Origin of the sequence: Lysobacter enzymogenes, assembly GCF_900106525.1 — a bacterium.
In the GTDB taxonomy this organism is placed as follows: Bacteria; Pseudomonadota; Gammaproteobacteria; order Xanthomonadales; family Xanthomonadaceae; genus Lysobacter; species Lysobacter enzymogenes.
This window is the reverse complement of sequence record NZ_FNOG01000005.1, coordinates 402,820-424,858: the sequence shown is the minus strand read 5'-3', so window position 1 is coordinate 424,858 and position 22,039 is coordinate 402,820. Positions and strand designations below refer to the sequence as shown.

Sequence of the window (22,039 nt, the reverse complement as noted above, 5' to 3'; positions counted from 1 at the left end):
CGCACTGCGATGCCGCGTATCTGGTCTTTACTCACGAGCGCCTTGTTGATGTCGGCCTGCGCCGCGCCGGCCGCCGCGCACGATTTCTGGATCCAGCCCGAGCCTTATCGCAGCGACGCAGCAGCCGCGATCGCGCTGACCTTGCAGGTGGGCCACGGCCGCGACCGCCAGCGCTCGGCGATTCCGGCGCGGCGGATCCAGCGCTTCGAAGCGGTCGGCGGCGACGGCCGCCGTCTCGACCTGCGCGCGCAACTGCGTCCCGACCCGCGCGCGCCGGCCGATGCGCGCATCGCCGTGCCGGCCGGCGCCTGGATGTTGGTGTTGGAAACCGATGCCGGTGCGCAGAGCCGCCTGCCGGCGCCGCGCTTCAACGACTATCTGCGCGCCGAGGGCCTGACCCCGGCGCTGGAGCAACGCCGCGCGCAAGGCCGCGAGAACGCCGACGGCGCCGAGCGCTACAGCCGCCGCAGCAAGGCGCTGCTGCGCGCCGGCCCGGCGCCGGCCGGGGTCGCGGCCTTGCTGGCGCAGCCGCTGGGCCTGCCGCTGGAGATCCTGCTCGACGCCGATCCGCAGGCGCGCGCCGCGCGGCTGCCGGTGCGGGTGCTGTGGCAGGGCCGGCCGCTGCCCGGCGCGCTCGTCAAGCTGACCCGGCTGGAAGACGACGCGCAACCGCTGGACGCGCGCCGTACCGACGGTGCCGGCCGCGCCGAGTTCGCAGCCCCGGGCGCCGGCACCTGGCTGTTGAACGCGATCTGGACCCGGCCGCTGCCGGCCGGCGCGGAAGTCGATTTCGAAACCACCTTCACCAGCCTGAGTTTCGACATCGTCGAAGCGGCGCCGCGTTAGCGCGAAGGAGCGGGGCGTGCGTGTCCGATTCGATACGTCCGCAGCGAGCACCGACACAGCGCAGTCGATCTAACATTTGTCACCTCCGCCGCGTCCGCGTTTGCCGCACTATCGGGCTTCCCTCAGGAGAGTCCGCATGGCCACCGCCAGCAAAGCCAAGACGCCCGCCGCGAAACCTGCGGCCAAGACCGCGAGCAAGAAAGTCGCCAGCAAGAAGGTCGCGAGCGAGAAGCCGGCCGGCAAGAAGACCGCGAGCGCCGCATCCGCTGCCCCGCGCAGCGCGCCGGCCAAGGCCGCGAAGAAAACCGCCGTCGCCGCGAAGCCGTCGGCCGCCGCGAAACCGGCCAAATCCGCCGCCGCGCCCGCCGCCAGCGCGGACAAGGTCAAAGGCCCGGCCTCGTACTTCCCCTCGATCGAGAAGACCTACGGCAAACTGGTCGCGCATTGGTTCGCGATCATCGACGCGCTCGGCGCGCGCAAGCACATGGACCTGGTGGCCGAGCTCAAGAGCAAGCACGGCCTCGGCCACGGCCATGCCAACGCCCTGGTCGCCTATCGTCTGGCCGGCAAGGGCTGAGCCCGGCCCGGGCCCGGCGCGTCCGGGCCCGCGCCGCGCAACGCTCAGACCCGCAGGCGCGAAAGCCTGCGCACGCGCAGCGCGACGAACACCTGCAACAGCCCGAACACCAGCGCGCCCAGGCCGATCCACCACACCACGCCGACCAGCGCCACGCGCGGATACAGCAGCAACAGCGCGCCCAGCGCCAGCACCAGCAGCCCGCTCAGCGCCAGGAACCACTCGTGGTCGATGGCCTTGCGCAATGCGACCGACCAGAACACGCGCAGCACGCCGCCGACGACCAGCCATAGCCCGAGCAGCAGGATGAGCGCATCGGCGATCGCCAGCGGCCGCACCAGCGCCAGCGCACCGAACGCCAGCGAGGCCAGCGCATACAGCGCTAGCCAGCCCTTGCCGAGCGCGGACGGGCCGGACAACAGCGCCACCGCGCTGAGCGCGCCCTCCAGCAAGGCCATCAGGCCGAACGACCACACCAGCGCGACCACGCTGGCCGCGGGCGCGACGAAGCAGGCGATGCCGAAGCCCAGCCCGATCAGGCCGTAGACCAGCAGCACCCACCAGTGGCGGGCGAAATGGGCGATCAGGGGAGCGTTCATGCGCAAGGCCTCCGGCGTGGCGGGAAATCGCGCGGCGCCGGAGGTTGAGGCCGGGGCTTAAGGGCGCCGCGCCGGCAAGCTCCAGCGCCGCGCCGCGGCCGGCGAATCCACCAGCACCGCATCGGCGCCGAGCATGGCCGCGCGGCGGTAGTCGTCGGATGAATTCACGCCGATGACCAGGATGCCCACCGCCGCGCTGCGCTCGCGGAAGCAGGCCACCGATTGCGGCGTCCACAGGGTCGCCGCGGGAATCGTGGTGGCGCCGACGCCGAGGGTGAAGGTTTCCTCCACTTCCAGCCGGCGGCGCAGTTCGAACGCGGTCCACACCGGCGCGGCCGGCGGCTCGCAGCGTTGCTCCAGCGCCACCTGCAGCAGGCGGCCGCGGGTGGCGTCGCGGGTTTCGAAGCGGCGCGCCTTGGGATGCCGCGCCAGCATCGGGTCGAAGCCCGACTCGGTGGAATAGAACTGGACGTTGTTCCAGGCCTGGCGCCGTTCCAGCACCGCCGCCACCGCGTCGACCAGGCGTTGGTCCGGCGCGGTCTTGAGGTCCAGCATCACCGGCACCCGGCCGGCGATCAGTTGCAGCGCCGAGTCCAGGCTCGGCAGCGGCTGCGGGCGGTCGCGGTACGGGTAGGGATTGGGCGCGGCCGGGTCCGGGTTGGGGAACAGGTAGCCGGCGTTGAATCCGGCCAGTTGCGCCGCGGTGTACTGCGACACCGGTCCGCGCGCATCGGTCAGCGTCGCCAGATCCTGCGGGCGGTACAGCACCGGCACGCCGTCGGCGCTGAGCTGCACGCTCAGCCACAGCGCCTGGGCGCGGTTGGCCAGCGCGCCGCGGATCGCCAGCAGGGTGTTCTCGGGATAGTCGGCGGTGCCGGCGCGGTGGGCGACGATGAGCGGCCGGCTGCTGGCGCAGGCGGTCGCCGCCGGCAGCACCGCCGCGGCCAGCGCGGCGGCGAGCAGGTGGGTGTGCAACTTCATGATCGACAACTCCTGGGGGAGGGGCGTCGCGATCCGCCGGCGCGCCGGGGGCGTGCCGGAAAGCGGCGATAGCGACGCACCCAGTACAGCGCGACGGCGCTCCCAGGCGTGCAGCGGCCGCGCCGGAGGGCGCGGCGTTTTCGTGATGCCAAGCATGCTTCGCGACGGCCGCCAGAATCGGTGGGGTCGCGACGCGAGCTTAGCGCCGCTGTCGAAGCGCACCGATCCGCAGCGGCCCGATCCGAAGCCGCAGCCGCGACGCGGCCGCGCGATCGAGCGCGCAGCCGCAAGCTCAGGGCAGAACCAGAATGTCGGTCCAATCCGCGGAGGTCTGCGCGCGCAACGCCGTGCCCAGGCTCGGGAACGGATCGACGAAGGCGCGGCGCTTGAGCTCGTTCAGCGAAATCAGCGAGCAGCTCGACGCGTCGCTGTTGACGCACCAATAGGCGCCGGCGACCTTGGCCGACGGCACGTACACCGCCTTCCAGGTCTGGCTCGGCACCACCACCGCGCCGCTGGCGATGGTGGTGTTCATGTCGTCGAAGTCGGGGCCGGTGACGATGTAGGCCTCGTCCCATTCCTTGGCCACGGTGCGCACCAGGCTCTCGATCCTCGCCCAGGTGCCGCGGTTGAGCTTGGGCGCCTGCGGCACGATGTTGGCGACCGAGAAGGTTTCCTTCTGCGCCGGCGTGGTCGAGGCGTCGCCGGCCGGCATCATGTGGCCGCGGTCGTAGCCGCTGTTGGTGTAGCTGGCGTGCTTGGTCGGGAAGCCGGTCTCGCTGAAGAAATTGGAATCGATGCGGTTGATCGATTCGGCGCCGATCACCTTGGCCCGGGTCAGATGCTGGGCCGACCACAGGTTGGTGCCGGTGACCTTGGAGGCGTACAGGTTGTAGTCCTGGTAGCAGATCGACAGGGTCTGCTCGTTGAGGTCGGCGTTGCTCAGCACCGGCTTGCGGCCGCTGGGGTATTGCTCGTTGTGGGCGCTGGTGCAGGCGGCAGCGAAGGCGGCGGGCGCGGCCAGGGCGAGACCCACAGCGGCGAGGCAGGCGGCGAATTTCATCGGGGCGGGTCCGGTCCGTGCTGGATGCGCACAAAATTGCAGCCGTATAGAACGGCTTCGTGACAATCGATGTGACTTGAGCCGGTTCCGCGACGCAGTAGCGCTTTTAACGCGGTCACGCTTTTGCCGGATCTGTCGCGCCGCCGGGTCTCACCCGAGGTTCATCCGCGCGTTCTTAGCCTGCAGCGCTGTTTCCGGGATCGCTCGAAATCGCCTATGCGCCGTCTGTCGTTGCCTGTGCTGGCCCTGGCCTTGGTGGCCCTGAACGCGCCGCGCCCGGCCGCGGCCGCCGACCTGATCGGCTTTTGGGACGCGCCGCGCCACGGCGGCAACAGCTTCAACCGCTTGCCGCCGGACGCGGCCTATTTCGCCGCGCTGCGCGGCTACGGCGCGAGCTGGGTGCGGTTGTCCTACGATAAATGGAAGCCCGGAGGCCGCGACTTCCTGATCGGCGACGCCGACGACTACCAGCGCCTGGCGCCGGCCGACCTGAAGACGCTGAAGGCGGCGCTGGCGCGCGCCGACGCGGCCGGCCTGAAGACCGTGGTCGCGCCGCTGTCGCTGCCGTACTCGCGCTGGGCGCAGAACAACGGCGGCCGCTTCGACGACCGGCTGTGGCAGGACCGCGAACATTGGGAGGCAGCCGCGCGGTTCTGGCGCGATCTGGCGCGCGAACTCAAGGACCAGCCCGGCATCGCCGCTTACAACCTCATCAACGAGCCGGCGCCGGAGAAACAGGCCGGGCTCAGCGAATACGCGAGCGCGCAGCAGCGCCGCGACTGGTACGCAGCGCAGCGCGGCGGCGCGCGCGACCTGCCGGCGTTCTACCAGCGCATCGTGCAAGCGATCCGCGAAGTCGACCCCGACACCCCGATCATGCTCGACGCCGGCTGGTACGCCTCGGCCGGCGGCTTCGACTACTGGCCGGCGCCGCTGGCCGACGCCAAGACGCTCTACAGCGTGCACATGTACGAGCCCTACCAGGTCACCAGCGCGCCCAACCTCAAGCGCGCGAAGCCCTACGTCTATCCCGGCCCGGCCCCGTACGGCGACGGCGAGCAGACCTGGAACCGCGAACGCGTCGCCGCGCACCTGGCGCAGGCCTTCGACTGGGCCAAGACGCATGAGGTGCCGGCCACGCGACTGGTCGCCGGCGAATTCGGCTGCGTGCGCCAGTTGAACGACTGCGCGCGCTACCTCGACGACGTGCTCGCCGCGCTCGACCGCGCCGGCGCGCACTGGGCCTTCTACGCCTTCCGCGAAGACGCCTGGGACGCGATGGACTACGAACTGGGCAAAGGCAAAGTCGACTGGCGTTACTGGGAGGCGATGGAGCAGGGCAAGCCCGACCCGGTGCCGCGCAAGGCCACGCCGGTGTTCGAACCGATCCGCAAGCGGTTGTCGGCTGGCCGCGAGTAGGGGGCTTGCGTCGCAAGCGAGGTGTCGCGGTCGCGACTCGCGTCGCTCCTACAGTCGGGAATGTCGCAACGAAGCCCCTGTAGGAGCGACGCAAGTCGCGACCGCGAGAATCGGCCTACGCCGCAAGCACGATGTCGCATCCGCGGCTCGCACCGCTCCCGCATAAAAGCCCAACGCTACCCGCCGACAGCGAACAACCGCTGCAACGCCCGCTGCTTGCCCAGCAGATCCGCCACCGTATAACCATCGAGCACCGCGAAGAACGCCCGCGTCGCCTCGGCCAGGATCGGCGGCAGGCCGCAGGCCGGCGCGATCAGGCAACCGCTGCAATCGACCAGATCGAAATGCGCTTCGGTGTGGCGCACCACCTCGCCCAGCCCGATCTTCGCCGGCGCGCGCCCCAGGCGGATGCCGCCGTTGCGGCCGCGCACGGTCTCGATGTAGCCGGCCGCGCCCAGATCCTGCACCACCTTGGTCAGGTGGCTGTGGGAAATGCCGTAAGCCTGGGCGATCTGCGCGATCGACGCCAGTTCGCCCGGGTGCGTGCCCAGGTGGATCAGCACGCGCAGGGAATAGTCGGTGTACAGGCTCAGTTTCATCGGCGGAAGGCGGGTGCGCAGCCGGGGTGCGGCATCGGGTCGCGGCATCATAACAGTCATTTTGTTTGCATGTTTTAGGTGCGCGCAATATCATTCATTCGTAATGAATGTTTAAGAGGGGCGCCATGCGCAGCTCTCATGATCTGGACGAAGCCGCCCTGGCGGCGCTGGTCCGCCGCTTCTACGCCGCGGTGCGCGAAGACGACCGGCTCGGCCCGGTGTTCGCCGCCGCGATCGACGACTGGGACGCGCACGAGCGCCGGCTGGTCGATTTCTGGACCTCGCTGATGCTCGGCAGCGGCCGCTACCGCGGCAATCCGGCGCAAATGCATCTGCGCCACGCCGGGCGCATCCAGCCGGAACTGTTCGCGCATTGGCTGGTGCTATGGCGCCGCTGCAGCGAACACACATTGCCGCCGGCGCAGGCCGCCGCGGTGCAGGCGCGCGCCGGCCGCATCGCCGAACACCTGCAGCGCCTGCTGGCGCAGGCCTGAGCCCGGCCCGAAACGACTCTCTCCCCACGCAAGGATTCCACCGCAATGACCACCGCACTCAACGAGGCCGCCGCGGCCGTCGTCCGCGCCACCGTGCCCGCGCTGGCCGCGCACGGCCACGCCGTCACCACCGCGATGTACCGCCGGCTGTTCCGCGACGAACGCATCGCCGCGCTGTTCAACCACGCCAACCAGGGCGGCGACAACGCCCAGGCGCATGCGCTGGCCGGCGCGATCCTGGCCTACGCGCAGCACATCGACGATCTGCCCGCGCTGGCCGGCGCATTGGAGCGCATCGCGCAGAAGCATGTGGGCTACCACATCCTGCCCGAGCACTATCCCTTCGTCGCCCGCGCCTTGCTCGGCGCGATCGAGGAAACCCTCGGCGAGGCCGCCACGCCGCAGGTGCTTGCGGCGTGGGGCGAGGCGTACTGGTTTCTGGCCGATCTGCTGCAGCGGCGCGAAGCCGAACTGCGCGGCGAACTGGCCCAGGCGGTCGGCGGCTGGAGCGGCTGGCGCGAGTTCGTCGTCGCGGCGAAGCGCACCGAGAACGCCTCGCGCGACGCCGCCATCGTTTCCTTCGAACTGCGCCCGGCCGACGGCGGCGCGGTGATCGCGCACCGGCCCGGGCAATACCTGACCTTGCGTTATCCGGTGCCGGGGCAGGGCGCGGTCAAGCGCAATTACTCGATCTCCTGCGGGCCCAACCGCGAGGGCTACCGCATCACGGTCAAGCGCGAGGCGCGCGGCCACGGCGGTTCGCGCCATCTGCACGATGCGGTGAAGCCGGGCGACCGGATCGAGCTGACCCCGCCGGCCGGCGACTTCTTCCTGCCCGATGCGCCGCCGCGCCCGGTGGTGCTGCTGTCCGGCGGCGTCGGGCTGACGCCGATGGTGAGCATGCTCGAAGCCATCGCCGCGCGTCATCCGGATCTGGACACGCACTACGTGCACGGCACCGCCGACGGCGCCAGCCACGCGATGGCCGCGCATGTGCGCGCGCTCGCGCAGGCGCACGGACGCATCCGCGTGAGCACGTTCTACGCGCAGCCGCTTGCCGATGAAGCCGCGCGCGGCGAGCCGCACCGCGCCGGGTTGATCGACACCGATTGGCTGCGCGCCAACGTGCCGCTGCTGGATGCGGACATCTACCTGTGCGGCCCGCGCCCGTTCCTGCGCGCGCTGGTGCCGGCGCTGGCAAGCGCGGGCGTGGCCGGCGAGCGCGTGCACTATGAATTTTTCGGGCCGAGCGACGAGCAATTGGCCGCGTAGGACGCAGGCGTTCGCTGCGTCGAAGCGCGCATGAACGCAGCGTGCGCGGATGCGCCATCGGGCGATGCCGGCGGCCTTGGTCTTTTCCTCGTCGCCGTCATCGGGTAAAAGACACCACAGCGGGCGCGCAGGGGGGCGCCGCGATCTTCGGGTCGCAGCGCCGCGCCATCGTTCTTATGGATGTCCGTCTTCGGAGAGGGAGTTCCGCATGCGCCCCCACGTATTTCCCTGGTTGTTGTTGTCCGCCGCCGCGCTCGCCGCCTGTGGGCGCGAGGACGCAGCGCCTGCGCCCGCCGCTGCGGCGCGCACGGCCGCTGCGGCCGTCGCCGAAGCTGAGCCGGATGCCGATCCCGACGCGCAAAAGCTCGCCGACGCCGTCGCCGCGCAGTTCCCGGCGATTCCATTGATCGTCGTGCCCGAGATCGTCGGCGTCACTCCCGCGCAGCGCGCGCTGGAGTCGGCGATGGCGCCGGCGCTGGATCCCATCGCCGGCGTCAGCGTGTCGCCCGCGCGTTGCGACGGCGGCGGCGCGCTGCTGCGCGACGCCGGTTTGACCAGCGTCGACGCGCAGGGCCAGTTGAGCCGCATCGGCGAGGACGGCATCTTCAAGATCGGTGCCGACGGCAGCGGCACCGCCAATTACGAGGGCGGCCTGATCACGGTCAACGCCGACGGCAGCGGCAGCATCAACGGCGATGCCGGCGGCGGAGACGACGAAGACCGCGAGGGCGCGCTGGTGCGGGTCGAGGCCGACGGTTCGGGCTCGTACAACGGCCCGGCCGGGGTGATCGCCCTGGACGGCAAGGGCGCCGGCACCTGGAACGGCGACAGCGGCCTGATCCGCAACAACGGCGACGGCAGCGGCAGTTGGAACGGGCCGCTCGGCCTGGTGACGATCAACAACGACGGCTCCGGCCGCTGGAACGGTCCGCTCGGCCTGGTCGTGGTCAATGGCGACGGCACCGGCCTGGTCGACACGCCCGCGCGTCCGGTGCGGTTGCCGGCATTGCCGAAGGTGCCGCCGGCCGGGCGCTTCCCGCCGCTGAAGAAATTCGCGCCGCCGGGCGCGCCGTGCGGCTACCTCATCACCCTCAACGACCGGGTGCTGTTCGACTTCGACAAGTCCGAGATCCGCACCGACGCGGCCAAGGTGCTCGACACGCTCGCCGCCGCGCTCAAGGACGTGCGCGCCTCGGCCATGGAAATCGGCGGCCACACCGACGCCAAGGGCAGCGACGACTACAACCTGGCGCTGTCGCAGCGGCGCGCGCTGGCGGTGGCCGCGGCGCTGCGCGAGCGCGGCGCCGCGCAACAGGCGCAGGCGCGCGGTTACGGCGAAGCGCAACCGGTGGCGCCGAACGAGATCGCAGGTCAGGACAATCCGGGCGGGCGTCAGCTCAATCGCCGGGTCGAGATCTTCCTGCGCACGTGATCGCGCGCGCTGGGCGGTGTTGCGCAGAGCTAAGCAAGGAGAGGCATTGATGAAAATCGCGTGGGTAACGATCTTGGGTATCGGCCTGACGCTGCCGATGAGCGGCCTGGCCAACGATTTCAGCCTGGGCCTGGACGTCGACCGCGTGCCGACCGCGCAGTTGAGCCTGCCGGCCTGCAACGCGGCGATCGCGCGCGGCGCGGCCGCGCTGGGCTATGCGACGCGGGTGAACCGCGACCAGAAGACCCTGATCACCCACGTGTCCGGGCCGCCGCAGGACGGCCGCGCGCTGATCGCCTACTGCATCGCCGCCGGCACCTACACGGCCTGGGTGGTGCAGGCCTTCGACTACTCCGGCCCGAACCTGACGGAGCCGCAACGCATCGCGACCCGGGTGTCCGGCGAGATCCGCAAGGCGGTCAAGCCGGCGGCCAAATGACGTAGGCGTTGCGCCGGTGCAGGCAGCGTTGACCGGCCTGCGCCGCAAGCGCGGTTTCGCGGTCGCGACTCGCGTCGCTCCTACAAGGGCTGCGCTGCGGCATTGCCGACTGTAGGAGCTGCGCAAGCTGCGACCGCGATAGTCGGTTTTCGACGCAAGCGCGGTTTCGCGGTCGCGACTCGCGTCGCTCCTACAGGGGCTGCGTTGCGGCAATGCCGACTGTAGGAGCTGCGCAAGCTGCGACCGCGCTAGTCGGATTACGACGCAAACCCGTTTACCGGCCGGGCCCCACCGTGTCCGCCGGGCAGGGCGAAGCGCGCAGGTCCAGCCCCGCCCAACCCCTAGGGCCGCCCCGTGCAGCGCGGCCCCGGCGAATCGTCTACTCTCCGCTCCCCGGCGCCGCCCCAGGCGCGCCGGGCGGCGATGCTTTCGCGCGGCCATCGGGCCGGTCCGGGATGGACCGGCGGCCTGTGCGTTGACACTCATGTAATCGGTTACATATGATGAATAGACCATATTTCCATGCAGGGCAGCGTTACTAAATGACCGGCCGCGTTGATATCGAGGCACTGATCGATCGGATGACGCTGGAGGAGAAAATCGGTCAGCTGTCGATCCTGGCCGATTCCATCCGCCCCTTCGCTTTCGACGTCAATCCGGACTCGTTCCAGTGGGGACCCGATCGCACCCGCGAGATGATCCGGGCCGGCCAGGTAGGCGCGCTGTTCAACGGCGTCGGCGCCAAGGAAGGGCGCGAACTGCAGCGCATCGCGGTCGAGCAAAGCCGGCTCGGCATCCCGATCCTGCTCGGCGCCGACGTCATCCACGGCATGCGCACCGTGTTCCCGATCCCGCTCGGCGAAGCGGCCAGTTTCGAGCCCGAGCTGGCCGAGCGCACCGCGCGCGCGGCGGCGGTGGAAGCGACCCGCGAAGGCCTGCACTGGACCTTTGCGCCGGTGGTCGACATCGCCCGCGACCAGCGCTGGGGCCGGGTCGCCGAAACCACCGGCGAAGACACCGTGCTGGCCTGCGCCTTCGCCCGCGCCCGCGTGCGCGGCTTCCAGGGCCCGGACCTGACCGCCGACGATTCGCTGCTGGCCACGCCCAAGCATTTCGCCGCCTACGGCGCGGTCAGTGCGGGCCTGGACTACAACACCGTCGACCTGTCGCCGCAGACCCTGTTCGACGTGCACCTGCCGCCGTTCAAGGCCGCCATCGAGGCCGGCGCGCTGACGGTGATGAGTTCGTTCAACGACATCAACGGCGTGCCCGCCACTGCCAACCGCGAGCTGCTGACCGGCGTGCTGCGCGAGCAGTGGGGCTTCGAAGGCTTCGTGGTCTCCGACTACACCTCCGATTTCGAACTGATCGCGCACGGCTACGCCGCCGACGAGAAGCACGCCGCCGAGCTGAGCATCGGCGCCGGCCTGGACATGAGCATGCAAAGCGGCGTGTTCATGGACCACCTGGCCGCGCTGGTGGGCGAGGGCAAGGTGTCGGTGCAGGCCATCGACACCGCGGTGCGCCGCATCCTCACCGTCAAGGCGCGGATGGGCTTGTTCGACAATCCCTATCGCTCGTTGAACGAGGCGCCGCCCGGCCCGGCGCCGTATCTGGCCGCGCACGACGAACTCGCGCGCGAAGCCGCGCGGCGCAGCGTGGTGATGCTCAAGAACGACGGCGAGGTGCTGCCGCTGCGCAAATCCGGCCAGCGCATCGCCCTGATCGGCCCGTTCGCGCGCGACCGCGCCAACCTCGCCGGCTGCTGGAACATCTTCGGCGACCCCTCGCGCGAGGTCGACCTGGAAACCGGCCTGCGCGCCGCGCTCGCCGACGGCGACGCGCTGGAGGTGGTGGAAGGCTGCGACTTCGAGAGCGCCATCGACGGCGGCATCGACGCCGCGGTGGCCGCCGCGCGCGGCGCCGACGCGGTGCTGCTCGCGCTCGGCGAACCCAGCGTTTTTTCCGGCGAAGCGCAGTCGCGCACCCAGATCGTGTTGCCGGCCGCGCAGCAGGCGCTGGCCGAAGCGGTGCTCGCCGCCGGCACGCCGGTGATCGTGCTGCTGCGTTGCGGCCGCGCGCTGGCGCTGGGGCCGTTGCAGCGCGCCGACGCGGTGCTGGTGACCTGGTTCCTGGGTAGCCAGACCGGCCACGCCGTGGCCGATCTGGTGTTCGGCGAGCACAGCCCCGGCGGCCGCCTGCCGGTCAGCTTTCCGCACGAGTCGGGCCAGCAGCCGTACTACTACAACCATCCCGCCACCGGCCGGCCGTACGTTCCCGGCGGGCTGGAGGCGTTCCGCACGCGTTGGCGCGAAACCGACCACACCGCGCTGTATCCGTTCGGCCACGGCTTGAGCTATGGCCGCATCGAATACGGCGCGGCGACGCTGGACGCGCCGGCGCTGGCCTGGGACGGCGAGTTGCGCGCGCGCGTGCGCATCACCAACGTCGGCGAACGCGCGGCCGAAGAAGTGGTGCAGCTGTACGTGCGCGACCGCGTCGCCAGCCGGGTGCGCCCGGTGCGCGAGCTCAAGCGTTTCGCCAAGATCGCGCTGGCGCCGGGCGAAAGCCGCGAAGTCGAGTTCGCGCTGAGCCGCGCCGACCTGGAGTTCCGCGGCGTCGACAACCGCGCCGTCGCCGAGCCGGGCCTGTTCGACCTGTGGCTGGCGCCGTCGGCCACGGCCGGCGAGGCGGTGCAGTTCGAGTTGCTGGCCGCGCAGGGTTAAGGCGCGGGCGCCGCGGCGGCGCAGAGAAAGGGAGAGGGCGCGGCTCTCTCCCTTTTCGTTTCCGGCCCAGGTCTTAGCGGTCGCGTGGCGGGCGTGACGGTCGGGTTCGCTTTGCGCAGATGGTCTGACCGATCGGCGGGCATCGGTCGCGCAGGCCCGCTCGCCCAGCCTGTCCGGCCGCATAGCAGGACGATCCTTCCCGCGCCCCGGCGCCCCGCCGGATCCGGCCTATACTGAGCGCCCGCGCGCGCCACCGCTGCGCGCGTTCGCACCTCGAGCCGCCGCCAGAGGAGTCATCCTCCTTCTGCCGGAAGCGTTCGCCGTGTCCTTCGATCCCTGCGTTGCTCATCTCCCCGCACCGCGTCCGCGCGGCCTGCGCCGTGCGCCGTTGGCGCTTGCCCTGGCCGGCGCGCTGGCGTGGTCCGCGCCGATCCTCGCCGTCGCCCAGACCGCCGCACCCGCGCGCGACGGCGCGGCTGCCGCCACCGATCCGACCGAGCTCGACCGGGTCGAAGTCGTCGCCAACCAGCTCGGCACCGTCACCGAAGGCAGCGGCTCGTATACGCCGGGCAGCATCGCGACCGCGACCCGGCTGGTGCTGACCCCGCGCCAGACGCCGCAGTCGATCAGCGTGATCGGGCGCCAGGAAATGGACGATTTCGGCCTGACCGGCATCGACGATGTCATGCGCGTCACCCCCGGCATCAGCATCGTCACCTACGACAGCGAGCGCACCGAGTATTACGCGCGCGGCTTCGCGATCCAGAACTTCCAGTACGACGGCATCCCGATGCAGCGCGATTCGGGCTACTCGGCCGGCAACACGCTCAGCGACACCGCGATCTACGACCGCATCGAAGTGCTCAAGGGCGCCACCGGCCTGCTGACCGGCATCGGCGATCCCGGCGCGACGATCAACCTGATCCGCAAGAAGCCCACGCGCGAGTTCAAGGGCCAGGCGACGCTCGGCGCGGGTTCCTGGGACGAATACCGCGGCGAAGTCGACGTGTCCGGGCCCTTGAGCGACGACGGCCGGGTGCGCGGCCGCGCGGTCGCGGTGCGCCAGGACAAGCACGGCTACAGCCAGCGCTACCAGCGCAGCACCGAGGTGTTCTACGGCATCGTCGAAGCCGATCTGACCCCCGACACCTTGCTGACCCTCGGCGCGGACTCCCAGGACAGCGATCCGCGCGGCTCCAGTTGGGGCGGCATTCCCTTGCTCGACGCCGACGGCCAGTTCTATCGCGTGCCGCGCTCGTTCAACAACGGCGCCGACTGGAGCCGCTGGCGGCAGTACACCCGCACCGGCTTCGCCACGCTGGAGCATCGCTTCGGCGACGGCTGGGTCGCCAAGCTCCAGCTCAATCATCAGGTCAACGGCTACGACGCCGCGCTCGGCGCGGCGGCGGCGGGCCATCCCGATCCTCGCGACGGCAGCGGCGTCGGCCTGTGGCTGGGCCAGTACGTCGGCAAGACCGTGGCCAACGCCGCCGATGCTTACGTCAGCGGCCATTTCCAATGGTTCGGACGCGAGCACGAGCTGGTGTTCGGCGCCAGCGCCTCGCGCAAGCGCTGGACCAACGTCGGCTATTTCGCGCCGCCGGACTATCCGACGCAGGTGCCCGACTACCGGCAATGGAACGGCGCCATCCCCGAACCGGCCTGGCAGCGCGGCTTCGACAACGATCAGACCACCCGCGAGAGCGGCGCGTATCTGGTCGGCCGTTTCGATCTGGCCGATCCGTTCAAGCTGATCCTCGGCAGCCGCATCGCCAACTACAAGACCGATGGCATCGACGAAAGCGGCGTGGTGGTGCCGTATGCGGGCGCGGTCTACGACCTCAACGCTTATCTGTCGGCCTATGCCAGCTACAGCACGATCTTCAAGCCGCAGGTCGAGCAGGACGAGCGCGGGCGCGCGCTCGATCCGCGCGAAGGCGAGAACTACGAGCTGGGCTTAAAGGGCGAATTCTTCGACGGCCGCTTGAACGCCAGCGCCGCGGCGTTCCGTTTGAACCAGGACAATTACCCGGTGCCCAGCGGCGGCAAGACGCCGACCGGCGGCGATGCGTATCGCGCGCTGCAAGGCGTGCGCACCGAAGGTTATGAGCTGGAACTGTCCGGCCAGTTGCGCCCGGGCTGGCAAATCCAGGGCGGCTATGCGCACAAGGTCGCGCGCCAGCGCGGCGTCAAGGTGTCGACGCTGGAACCCGAAGATCAGTTCAGCGCGCACACTAGCTATCGCTTCGATGGCGCCCTGGACGGCCTGACCGTCGGCGGCGGCGCGCGCTGGCAGAGCAGCAGCTTCGGACCGGTCGGCGCGCCCGGCGGCGGCACGGTCGAACATCGCACCCGGCCGTACTGGCTGCTCGATGCGATGCTCGCGTATCGCTTCGACGAGCACGTCTCGGCCGCGCTCAACCTCGACAACCTGCTCGACAAGCGCTACTACACGATCTTCGACGTCTACAGCACCTACACCTGGGGCGAGCCGCGCAACCTGCGCGCGTCGGTGACGTACCGGTTCTGAACGCAGCAGCGGCGGGCCGGCGACGGCCCGCGCGCCCTCACGGCTTGGCCGCGTCCGGCGCCGGCGCCGGCCACGGCATTTCGCCCTTGATCACCTTGGCGCTGAGCTCCAGCGAAGACGCCTCGCCGAGCTTGGGATATGCGGCCTGCATCGCGGCGATGAGCTGGGCCGAATCGGCGGCGCGCGCGGCTTCGCGTTCGAAGCGTGCGATGTAGGCGGCGGTGAACTTCACCGCGTCCAGGCCCTTGGGTTCCGGGCCGAGGTAATGGCCGGGAATCACCCGCGCCGGCTTGAGCGCCTGGATGCCGCGCAGCGTCTTCAACCAGCCCTGGCGCGAGGCCGGTGTCTGCGTATCGGCCATGAACACGTGGCCGCCGCTGGACACCACCACGCCGCCGGCCACGGTCTTGAGCGAAGGGATCCACAGATAGGTGCGCGCCGGGTCGGGGCCGCGCAGGCCCTGGATCTTGAGCGTGCGGCCTTCCAAGGTCAGCGTGTCGCCCTGCAGCGCCTCGGGCACGATCAATTGCCGCGGCGCGTTGTCCTTGAGGATCGGCCCCCAGTAGGCGAGCTTGCCCTGCATGCTCTCGCGGATCGCCGCCACCGTCTGCGGCGTGGCGAGGATGCGCGCATCGGGGAAGGCGGCGCGGATCGTGTCGAGGCCGAAGTAATAATCCGGATCGCTCTGGCTGATGTAGACCGTGCCGAGGGTCTTGCCGGTGGCGCGGATCTTCTCGACCAGCGCCTGCGCGTCGGAGCGCTGGAACTGCGCGTCGATCAGCAGCACCTCGCGCTCGCCGACGACGAGTTCGGACGAGACCGGGAACACGCCGTTTTCGCCGGGGTTGTAGACCTCGATGCGCAGCGGCTCGGCGGCCTTGGCCGGAGCCGATTGCGCGGCGAACGCCGCGAATGCGGCGACGAGGCCGAAGGCGAGCGACAGGCGCAGGGTGGGGGTGGCGGACATGGGCGGGTTTCCTGGCACGGCGGGGGACGGCCCAGGCTAGGCCGGATGCGGCAGCGGAAACAACCGCCGCGGCGCACAAGTGCGTTGCGCGGCCGGGCCCAATCGGCGCGATCGGCGCGCGCCGTTCACGTGGCGAGCGCCAGCTCGGAGGCGGACTCGGCCTCGGCCGGATGCCGGAATTGGCGTTCGACCAATCGCGCGTAATGCGGATGGGTGGCCAGCAGTTCGACATGGCTGCCCATGCCGGAGATGCGCCCGGCGTCGAGGAAGCAGATCCGGTCGGCGTGCATCACCGTCGACAGGCGGTGGGCGACGATGATGTTGGTGCGCCCGCGCATCAGCTCGTCCAGCGCCAGCTTGACCTGATGCTCGGTCTCGCTGTCGAGCGCGGAGGTGGCTTCGTCGAGGATCAGAATGTCCGGGTCGCGCAGGAACATGCGCGCGATGGCGATGCGCTGGCGCTGGCCGCCGGAGAGATTGTTGCCTTGTTCGATCAGCTGGGTGTCGAAGCCCTGCGGCATCTTCTCGATGAACTCCAGCGCGCCGGCGCGCCGCGCGGCCGAGCGCAGCTGTTCGTCGTCGAACTCGCCGTCCAGGCCGTAGGCGATGTTGTCGCGCACGCTGCCGGGCATCACCGGCGCGCTCTGGGCGACATAGCCGATGCTGCCGCGCCACTGGCGCAGGTCGAACTCGCCGATCGGCCGGCCGCCGTAGAGGATGCGGCCGCCGCTGGGTTCGTAGAAACGCTCGATCAGCGACAGCAAGGTGGTCTTGCCGCTGCCGCTGGTGCCGACCAGGGCCACGGTCCGGCCCGGTTCGAAGCGAAGGTCGATGCCGCGCAGCACGGCGGCGTCGCGGCCGTCGTAGGCGAAGGACACGCCGTGGAATTCCAGCGCCTGCCCGGGCAGACGCTCGGCGGTGCCGGGGCGGGCTTGTTCCTCGTCTTCCAGCAGGATCGCCGCGATCCGCGCCGAGGCGCCCTTGGCCTTCTGCAGCTCGGCGGTGAAATGGGTGAGCTGCATCAACGGCGTGGCGACGTTGAAGATGTAGAGGATGAACGCGGTCAGGGTGCCGACGGTGATCTCGCCGGCGGCCACGCGCGCGGCGCCGTAGACCAGGATGACGATGATCGCCAGGGTCATCGCCAGGCTCATCAGCGGCTCCAGCAACACGTTGACCCGCGCCACGCGCAGGCCCAGCCGCATCAGGCCGTCGATCTCGCCGCGGCTGCGCTCGCGCTCGCGCGGTTCGGCGGTGAAGGCCTTGACCAGGCGGATTTCCTGGAAGATGTGGGTGAGGATGCCGCTGAAGCGCGCGGTGCGGTCCTGGATGCGGCGCGACAGGCCGTCGAGCAGGAACGCGATCGGGATCATGATCGCGAAGGCGGCGCCGATCGAGCCGATCAGGGCCAGGGTCAAGCGCACGTCCAGCAGCAACAGCACCACGATCGAGCCGGCCAGCAGCAGCACGCCGGTCAGCAGGTTGACGGCCTGGCGCGCGATCAGTTCGGAAATCGATTCGCAGTCGCGCACCACTCGGCTGACCCGTTCGCCGCTGCTTTCGCGGTCGAACGAGGACACCGGCAGGCGCAGCAGCTTGTCGATCAGGCTCTGGCGCAGGCGCGCGACCAGTTGGTAACCGACCCGCGCCAGCAGATAAGCGGACGCGGCGTTGAGCAGCGCCGCGGCGGCCAGGATCGCGACCAGCCCGACCATCGCCCACACATCGATCTGGCCGCGGCCGAAGCCGTCGATCATCTGCTTGGTCTGGACCGGAAACCACAAGGTGCCGGCGACCGAGGCGATCGCCGCCAGCGCGGCGACCGACAAGGCGACCGGCGAGGGCCGGCCGGTGCGGATCAGCCGCCACAGGTCGCGCGAAGACGAGGCGGGTTTGTTCGCAGGTTCGTCGGAAGGATGGGGCCGGCTCATGCGGCACCGAAGGCTGCGGTACGGATTGCGTTGCGCCTGTTCACTCGGCCGGCTCCGGGGTGTGGCGGGAAGCGGTTCAGGGGCGATGCCGGCGCGGCGGCGCGCTGGCATGGGATCGGCGAAGGGCCGAGCACGCGCGCGCCGGCCGACGCGGCTCGCGTGCGCACCGCCATCGAGGCTTCGGGTGTGCGCGCTGAACCGACAGGACGAAAACTGACGCGACAGTGTTACGTCGTGTGGTCGGCACGGTCAACGCGAGTTGCGTGTCGCCCGTCGAAGTAGCGATGCGTTTCGCATCCTTGGGCGCGGTGCATCACAAATATGCCGGCGCGCGGCGCGGCGGGCGAAAATCGCCGCGGTTGCGGGAGATTCGGCGAAGCGCGGATGTGTGATGCGGGTCGCTGCGATTGCGCGCAGTGGGTCGTTCGGCAGCGTGCGCGCCGCTGATTTTTGCGACGGTTCGCCGGCGCGCCGCGCCGCTGCGGCGGGCGAGAACCCGTCCCGCCGCGTGGCGGCGGAACGGGCGCGGCGTTCACATCGCCTGCAGTTCCGGGTTCTGGTTGCGCGCGTCCTTCGCCGGCGCGGGCGTCGGTGCCGGCGGCGGCGTCTGCGCCGGCTGCGCGCCGGCCACCGGCACTTCCAGATACGGCAGCTGCAGCGTCTGGCTGGTCATGCGCCGGATCTCGTTGGTCAGCGCCGGGCTGTCGTTGAGCTTGCGGCCGTAGGACGGCACGATCTGGCGCAGCTTCTCGCCCCAGCCGGCCGCGACCTGCTGCGGGAAGGCCTTGGCCATCAGGTCGAGCATGATCGGCGGCGAGGTCGAGGCGCCCGGCGAGGCGCCCAGCAATGCGGCGATGCTGCGGTCCTTGTCGATGACGATCTCGGTGCCGAACTGCAGCACCGGGCCCTTGACCGGATCGCGCTTGATCACCTGCACGCGCTGGCCGGCGGTGACCAGGGTCCAGTCGCTGCGCTTGGCGGTGGGGAAGTACTTCAGCAGCTCGGCGTGGCGGTCGTTGTCGTTGAGCTGCGCCTGGCTCATCAGGTACTTGACCAGGTCCAGGTTCTCGGCGCCGACGCTGAGCATCTCGCCGACGTTGTCGTGATTGACCGAGGAATACAGGTCGAACCACGAACCGTGCTTGAGGAACTTGGTGCTGTACAGCGCGAACGGCCCGAACAGGATCACCGGCTTGCCGTCGAGCTTGCGCGCGTCCAGGTGCGGCACCGACATCGGCGGCGAGCCGGTCTCGGCCATGCCGTAGGCCTTGACGCGGTGGCGGTCGGCGATGGCCGGCGCGGTGAAGGCGAGGAACTGGCCGCCGACCGGGAAGCCGGCGTAATCGTCGGCCTCGGGAATGCCCGACAGCTGCAGCAGCTTGAGCGCGGCGCCGCCGGCGCCGATGAACACGAAGCGGCTCTTGACCGTGCTTTCCTGGCCGGACTTGAGGTCTTTGACGGTGACGTTCCAGGTCTTGTCGGCGTTGCGGCGCAGCGCGGTGACTTCGTGGCCGAGGTTCAAGGCGAAGTTCGGGCTGCGCTGCAGGCCCTGGGTCAGCTGGCGGGTGATGACGCCGAAATTGACGTCGGTGCCCAGCGGCATGTAGGTGGCCGCGACGTGCTGCTTGGGATCGCGTCCCTCCATCAGCAGCGGCGCCCACTGCTTGATCTGGGCCGCATCGTCGGAGAACTGCATGCCGTAGAACAGCGGGTTCTTGACCAGCGCGTCGCGGCGCTTGCGCAGGTAGTCGATGTTGTCCTCGCCCCAGACGAAGCTCATGTGCGGGGTCGGGTTGATGAAGTCGCTCGGCGTGCCCAGCCGCCCTTCGCGCACCTGGTGCGACCAGAACTGGCGCGAGATCTCGAACTGTTCGGCGATCTCCACCGCGCGCTTGGTCTCGACGCTGCCGTCGGCCAGTTGCGGGGTGTAGTTGAGTTCGGCGAAGCCCGAGTGGCCGGTGCCGGCGTTGTTCCAGCCGTCCGAGCTTTCCTCGGCGACGCCGTCGCGGCGCTCGTAGATCTGCAGTTTCCAGTCCGGCTGCAGCTCTTGCAGGTAGGTGGCCAGGGTGACGCTCATGATGCCGGCGCCGACCAGCACCACATCCACCGGCTGATCGTTCTGCGCCGCGGGCACCGAGCGCTGGTACAGCGGCCAGTACAGGAACAGCGCGCCGCCGACGGCCGCGACGGCGATCAGCAGCAACAGGACTTTGCGGAATTTTTTCATGGCGGGGGACCGATCGCGGTGAGGCGATGCGCGGCGGCCGGCGGATCCATCCTTGCGGCGCCTTCCTGGGCGAACCGGGCATCGGGCCAAAGGGACGGGCAGGATAAGGCGCTTGGAGTGGAGGCCGCGTGGTGCCGGGCCCGTGCGGGCGGGAGCGGCCGCGGCCGGCTTGCGGCGTATGCATGCGGGCGCCACCACGGCGCGGGGGCATGCCATTTGCTCCAGCGGGGGCGCGCGCCTGTCCGCTTCGGGCGGAACCGCGCCCGGCAGCGCCCGACCGAGGCACCCGCGGCAGCCATGCGCGGTTTCTACAAGCGCGCGGCGGCGCCGGCGCGGCATCGTGCCGGCACCTCCTCCCCAGGCCCCGCGCATGTCCGCATGGTTCCAGCGTCTGTACGCCCCCGCGTTCTTCTTCGGTTTCATCCTCGCCGCGCTGTACGCCGTCGACGGCCTCGGCCTGCGCCCGCACTGGGCGCTGCCGCCGCTGCTGGCCTTGTCGCTGGCGGTGTCGTTCGCCAGCGAGCGCGCCTTGCCTTACCGGCGCGAGTGGAACCGCGGCCCGGGCGAACGCGGGCGCGATGCGATCCACTTCGTCGTCAACGAGGGCCTGAACCTCGCCGGCCTGGCGCTGCTGCCGCTGGCCGCGGCGTGGCGGCCGTGGCCGGTGCTGTGGCCGCAGTCGTGGCCGCTGGCGCTGCAGCTGGCGGCGGCGATCGTGTTGGCCGACCTGGGACTGACCCTGGCCCATTACGCCAGCCATCGCTGGCCGCTGCTGTGGCGTTTCCACGCCGTGCACCACAGCGTGACCCGCATGTATGGCTTCAACGGGCTGATGAAGCACCCGCTGCATCAGGCGGTCGAAGCCGCCGCCGGGGTCGGCCCGCTGATCGCGCTGGGGCTGCCGCTGGAGGCGACCTGCGTGCTCGCCTTCGCCATCGCGATCCAGCTGCAGTTGCAGCACTCCAACGTCGACATGCGCATCGGCCCGCTGCGCCACGTGTTCGCCTGGGCGCCGGTGCATCGTCTGCACCATCTGCGCTACGGCCGCGCCGGCGACGTCAATTTCGCCTTGTTTTTCAGCGTCTGGGACCGCTTGCTCGGTACCGCCGCGCAGGCGCCGGGCTATCGCGTCGGCAGCGAGGACCTGGGCATCGGCAGCCATCCGGACTATCCGCGCGACTACGCCGGCCAGTTGCTGGAGCCGTTCCGTACCCGCCCCGCGCAAGCCGAGCCGGCGTTGCCGCCGGCGCTGCGCGCGGCGCTGGCTCAGGACTGAAGCCGCATCGCGCGCACCAGATCGCTGCCGCGCACGCCGAAGAAACGGCGGAACGCGCGCGACAGATGCGCCGAGTCGGCGAAGCCGGCGGCGTGCGCGGCCACGGTCAGGCTGCGCTCGCGCAGCGCTTCGGCCGCGGCCAGCCGCAGCCGGCGCCACAGCACCAGGCGCCGCACCGACAGGTTCAACTGGGCGCCGCACAGGCGCTCCAACTGGCTCAGCGACAGCCGCACGCCGGCGGCGAGCGAGGCGGCAGGGATCTTGTCGGCGAGCAGGCCGTCGATGCGCTGCAGGCAGTGGGCGACGCGCGGATCCAGCGTCTGCGGCCGCCGGCAGCGCGCGGCGGCGAGCGCGATCGCGTCGGCCTGCGCCGGCGCGGCGGTGATCGCATCGGCCAGCGCCTGCAGCTGGAAGCTGGAGGGCTCGGCGAACAGCAGGAAGCAGGGACGCTCGTCGGCCTGCAACCGGTGCTCGCGCTGCGAAGCGATGGCCAGCACCGGCTCGCGGAGCAGCTCGCCGTCGATCGTCGCCGTCGCCACGCCGTGCGCGGCGCGCACGATCTGATGGCAGTAGTGGCGGTGCGGCGCGGTATCGCCCGGCGCCGCCCAGGCCAGGGCGAACTCTTCGTGGATGCGCAGGGTTCCGGTCCACGGCGACATCG

At 70.5% G+C, this 22,039-nt stretch carries 17 protein-coding genes and 1 pseudogene; 10 read left to right on the top strand and 8 right to left on the bottom strand.

Features of this window, described 5'->3' with window-relative positions:
* Positions 1-48 precede the first annotated feature (48 nt).
* Positions 49-846: a DUF4198 domain-containing protein gene (locus tag BLU84_RS26575; RefSeq protein ID WP_170849173.1), complete on the top strand. Its 798-nt coding sequence runs from the start codon at positions 49-51 to the stop codon at positions 844-846.
* A 379-nt stretch (positions 847-1,225) separates the two neighbouring features.
* Positions 1,226-1,423: pseudogene (locus BLU84_RS27785) on the top strand (DUF4287 domain-containing protein); the annotation flags it as partial.
* A gap of 44 nt (positions 1,424-1,467) precedes the next feature.
* On the opposite strand, the gene BLU84_RS14740 reads toward BLU84_RS27785, so the two are convergent.
* The 3 genes from BLU84_RS14740 to BLU84_RS14730 all read right to left on the bottom strand — a co-directional run bounded on the left by BLU84_RS14740 (position 1,468) and on the right by BLU84_RS14730 (position 4,066).
* A complete protein-coding gene (locus tag BLU84_RS14740; protein WP_074868564.1) occupies positions 1,468-2,022 on the bottom strand; it encodes an HdeD family acid-resistance protein in 555 nt (184 codons plus the stop codon).
* Positions 2,023-2,079: 57 nt separating this feature from the next.
* A complete protein-coding gene (locus tag BLU84_RS14735) occupies positions 2,080-3,003 on the bottom strand; it encodes a glycerophosphodiester phosphodiesterase family protein (protein WP_074869008.1) in 924 nt (307 codons plus the stop codon).
* A 292-nt stretch (positions 3,004-3,295) separates the two neighbouring features.
* The gene (locus BLU84_RS14730) at positions 3,296-4,066 is read right to left on the bottom strand and encodes a DNA/RNA non-specific endonuclease (protein ID WP_074868562.1); all 771 of its coding nucleotides are present in this window, start codon (positions 4,064-4,066) and stop codon (positions 3,296-3,298) included.
* A 216-nt stretch (positions 4,067-4,282) separates the two neighbouring features.
* Between BLU84_RS14730 and BLU84_RS14725 the strand changes: the two genes are divergently transcribed.
* Positions 4,283-5,485 (top strand): glycoside hydrolase family 5 protein, encoded by a 1,203-nt coding sequence (locus BLU84_RS14725; protein WP_074868559.1) that lies wholly within the window; start codon positions 4,283-4,285, stop codon positions 5,483-5,485.
* Positions 5,486-5,661: 176 nt separating this feature from the next.
* Here the strand turns inward: BLU84_RS14725 and BLU84_RS14720 are convergent, their stop codons facing one another.
* Positions 5,662-6,084, bottom strand: a complete 423-nt coding sequence (locus BLU84_RS14720) for an Rrf2 family transcriptional regulator (protein ID WP_074868553.1) — start codon at positions 6,082-6,084, stop codon at positions 5,662-5,664.
* A gap of 125 nt (positions 6,085-6,209) precedes the next feature.
* Here BLU84_RS14720 and BLU84_RS14715 point away from each other — a divergent pair, with 125 nt between their 5' ends.
* From BLU84_RS14715 to BLU84_RS14690, 6 genes are all read left to right on the top strand, one after another.
* Positions 6,210-6,578: a group III truncated hemoglobin gene (locus BLU84_RS14715; protein ID WP_074868548.1), complete on the top strand. Its 369-nt coding sequence runs from the start codon at positions 6,210-6,212 to the stop codon at positions 6,576-6,578.
* Between the two features lie 45 nt (positions 6,579-6,623).
* Positions 6,624-7,850: an NO-inducible flavohemoprotein gene (hmpA, locus tag BLU84_RS14710; RefSeq protein WP_074868547.1), complete on the top strand. Its 1,227-nt coding sequence runs from the start codon at positions 6,624-6,626 to the stop codon at positions 7,848-7,850.
* A gap of 208 nt (positions 7,851-8,058) precedes the next feature.
* Positions 8,059-9,282, top strand: a complete 1,224-nt coding sequence (locus BLU84_RS14705) for an OmpA family protein (protein ID WP_074868544.1) — start codon at positions 8,059-8,061, stop codon at positions 9,280-9,282.
* A gap of 49 nt (positions 9,283-9,331) precedes the next feature.
* Positions 9,332-9,721: a DUF6180 family protein gene (locus BLU84_RS14700; protein WP_139175013.1), complete on the top strand. Its 390-nt coding sequence runs from the start codon at positions 9,332-9,334 to the stop codon at positions 9,719-9,721.
* 542 nt (positions 9,722-10,263) lie between these two features.
* Positions 10,264-12,447: a glycoside hydrolase family 3 N-terminal domain-containing protein gene (locus BLU84_RS14695; protein WP_074868539.1), complete on the top strand. Its 2,184-nt coding sequence runs from the start codon at positions 10,264-10,266 to the stop codon at positions 12,445-12,447.
* A gap of 322 nt (positions 12,448-12,769) precedes the next feature.
* Positions 12,770-14,977: a TonB-dependent siderophore receptor gene (locus BLU84_RS14690; protein ID WP_074868536.1), complete on the top strand. Its 2,208-nt coding sequence runs from the start codon at positions 12,770-12,772 to the stop codon at positions 14,975-14,977.
* A gap of 37 nt (positions 14,978-15,014) precedes the next feature.
* Here BLU84_RS14690 and BLU84_RS14685 read toward each other — a convergent pair whose 3' ends face one another.
* The 3 genes from BLU84_RS14685 to mqo all read right to left on the bottom strand — a co-directional run bounded on the left by BLU84_RS14685 (position 15,015) and on the right by mqo (position 20,102).
* Positions 15,015-15,944, bottom strand: a complete 930-nt coding sequence (locus BLU84_RS14685; RefSeq protein WP_074868533.1) for an MBL fold metallo-hydrolase — start codon at positions 15,942-15,944, stop codon at positions 15,015-15,017.
* 125 nt (positions 15,945-16,069) lie between these two features.
* On the bottom strand, positions 16,070-17,875 hold the full coding sequence (locus tag BLU84_RS14680) for an ABC transporter ATP-binding protein (protein WP_074868530.1): 1,806 nt from the start codon (positions 17,873-17,875) through the stop codon (positions 16,070-16,072).
* 532 nt (positions 17,876-18,407) lie between these two features.
* A complete protein-coding gene (gene mqo / locus BLU84_RS14675; protein ID WP_074868527.1) occupies positions 18,408-20,102 on the bottom strand; it encodes a malate dehydrogenase (quinone) in 1,695 nt (564 codons plus the stop codon).
* A gap of 370 nt (positions 20,103-20,472) precedes the next feature.
* Here mqo and BLU84_RS14670 point away from each other — a divergent pair, with 370 nt between their 5' ends.
* Positions 20,473-21,378, top strand: coding sequence for a sterol desaturase family protein (locus BLU84_RS14670; RefSeq protein WP_074868524.1), 906 nt, complete (start codon positions 20,473-20,475; stop codon positions 21,376-21,378).
* Here the strand turns inward: BLU84_RS14670 and BLU84_RS14665 are convergent.
* Positions 21,369-22,037, bottom strand: coding sequence for an AraC family transcriptional regulator (locus tag BLU84_RS14665; protein ID WP_074869005.1), 669 nt, complete (start codon positions 22,035-22,037; stop codon positions 21,369-21,371). The two genes, BLU84_RS14670 and BLU84_RS14665, sit on opposite strands and share 10 nt — an antisense overlap.
* Between the last annotated feature and the right edge of the window lie 2 nt (positions 22,038-22,039).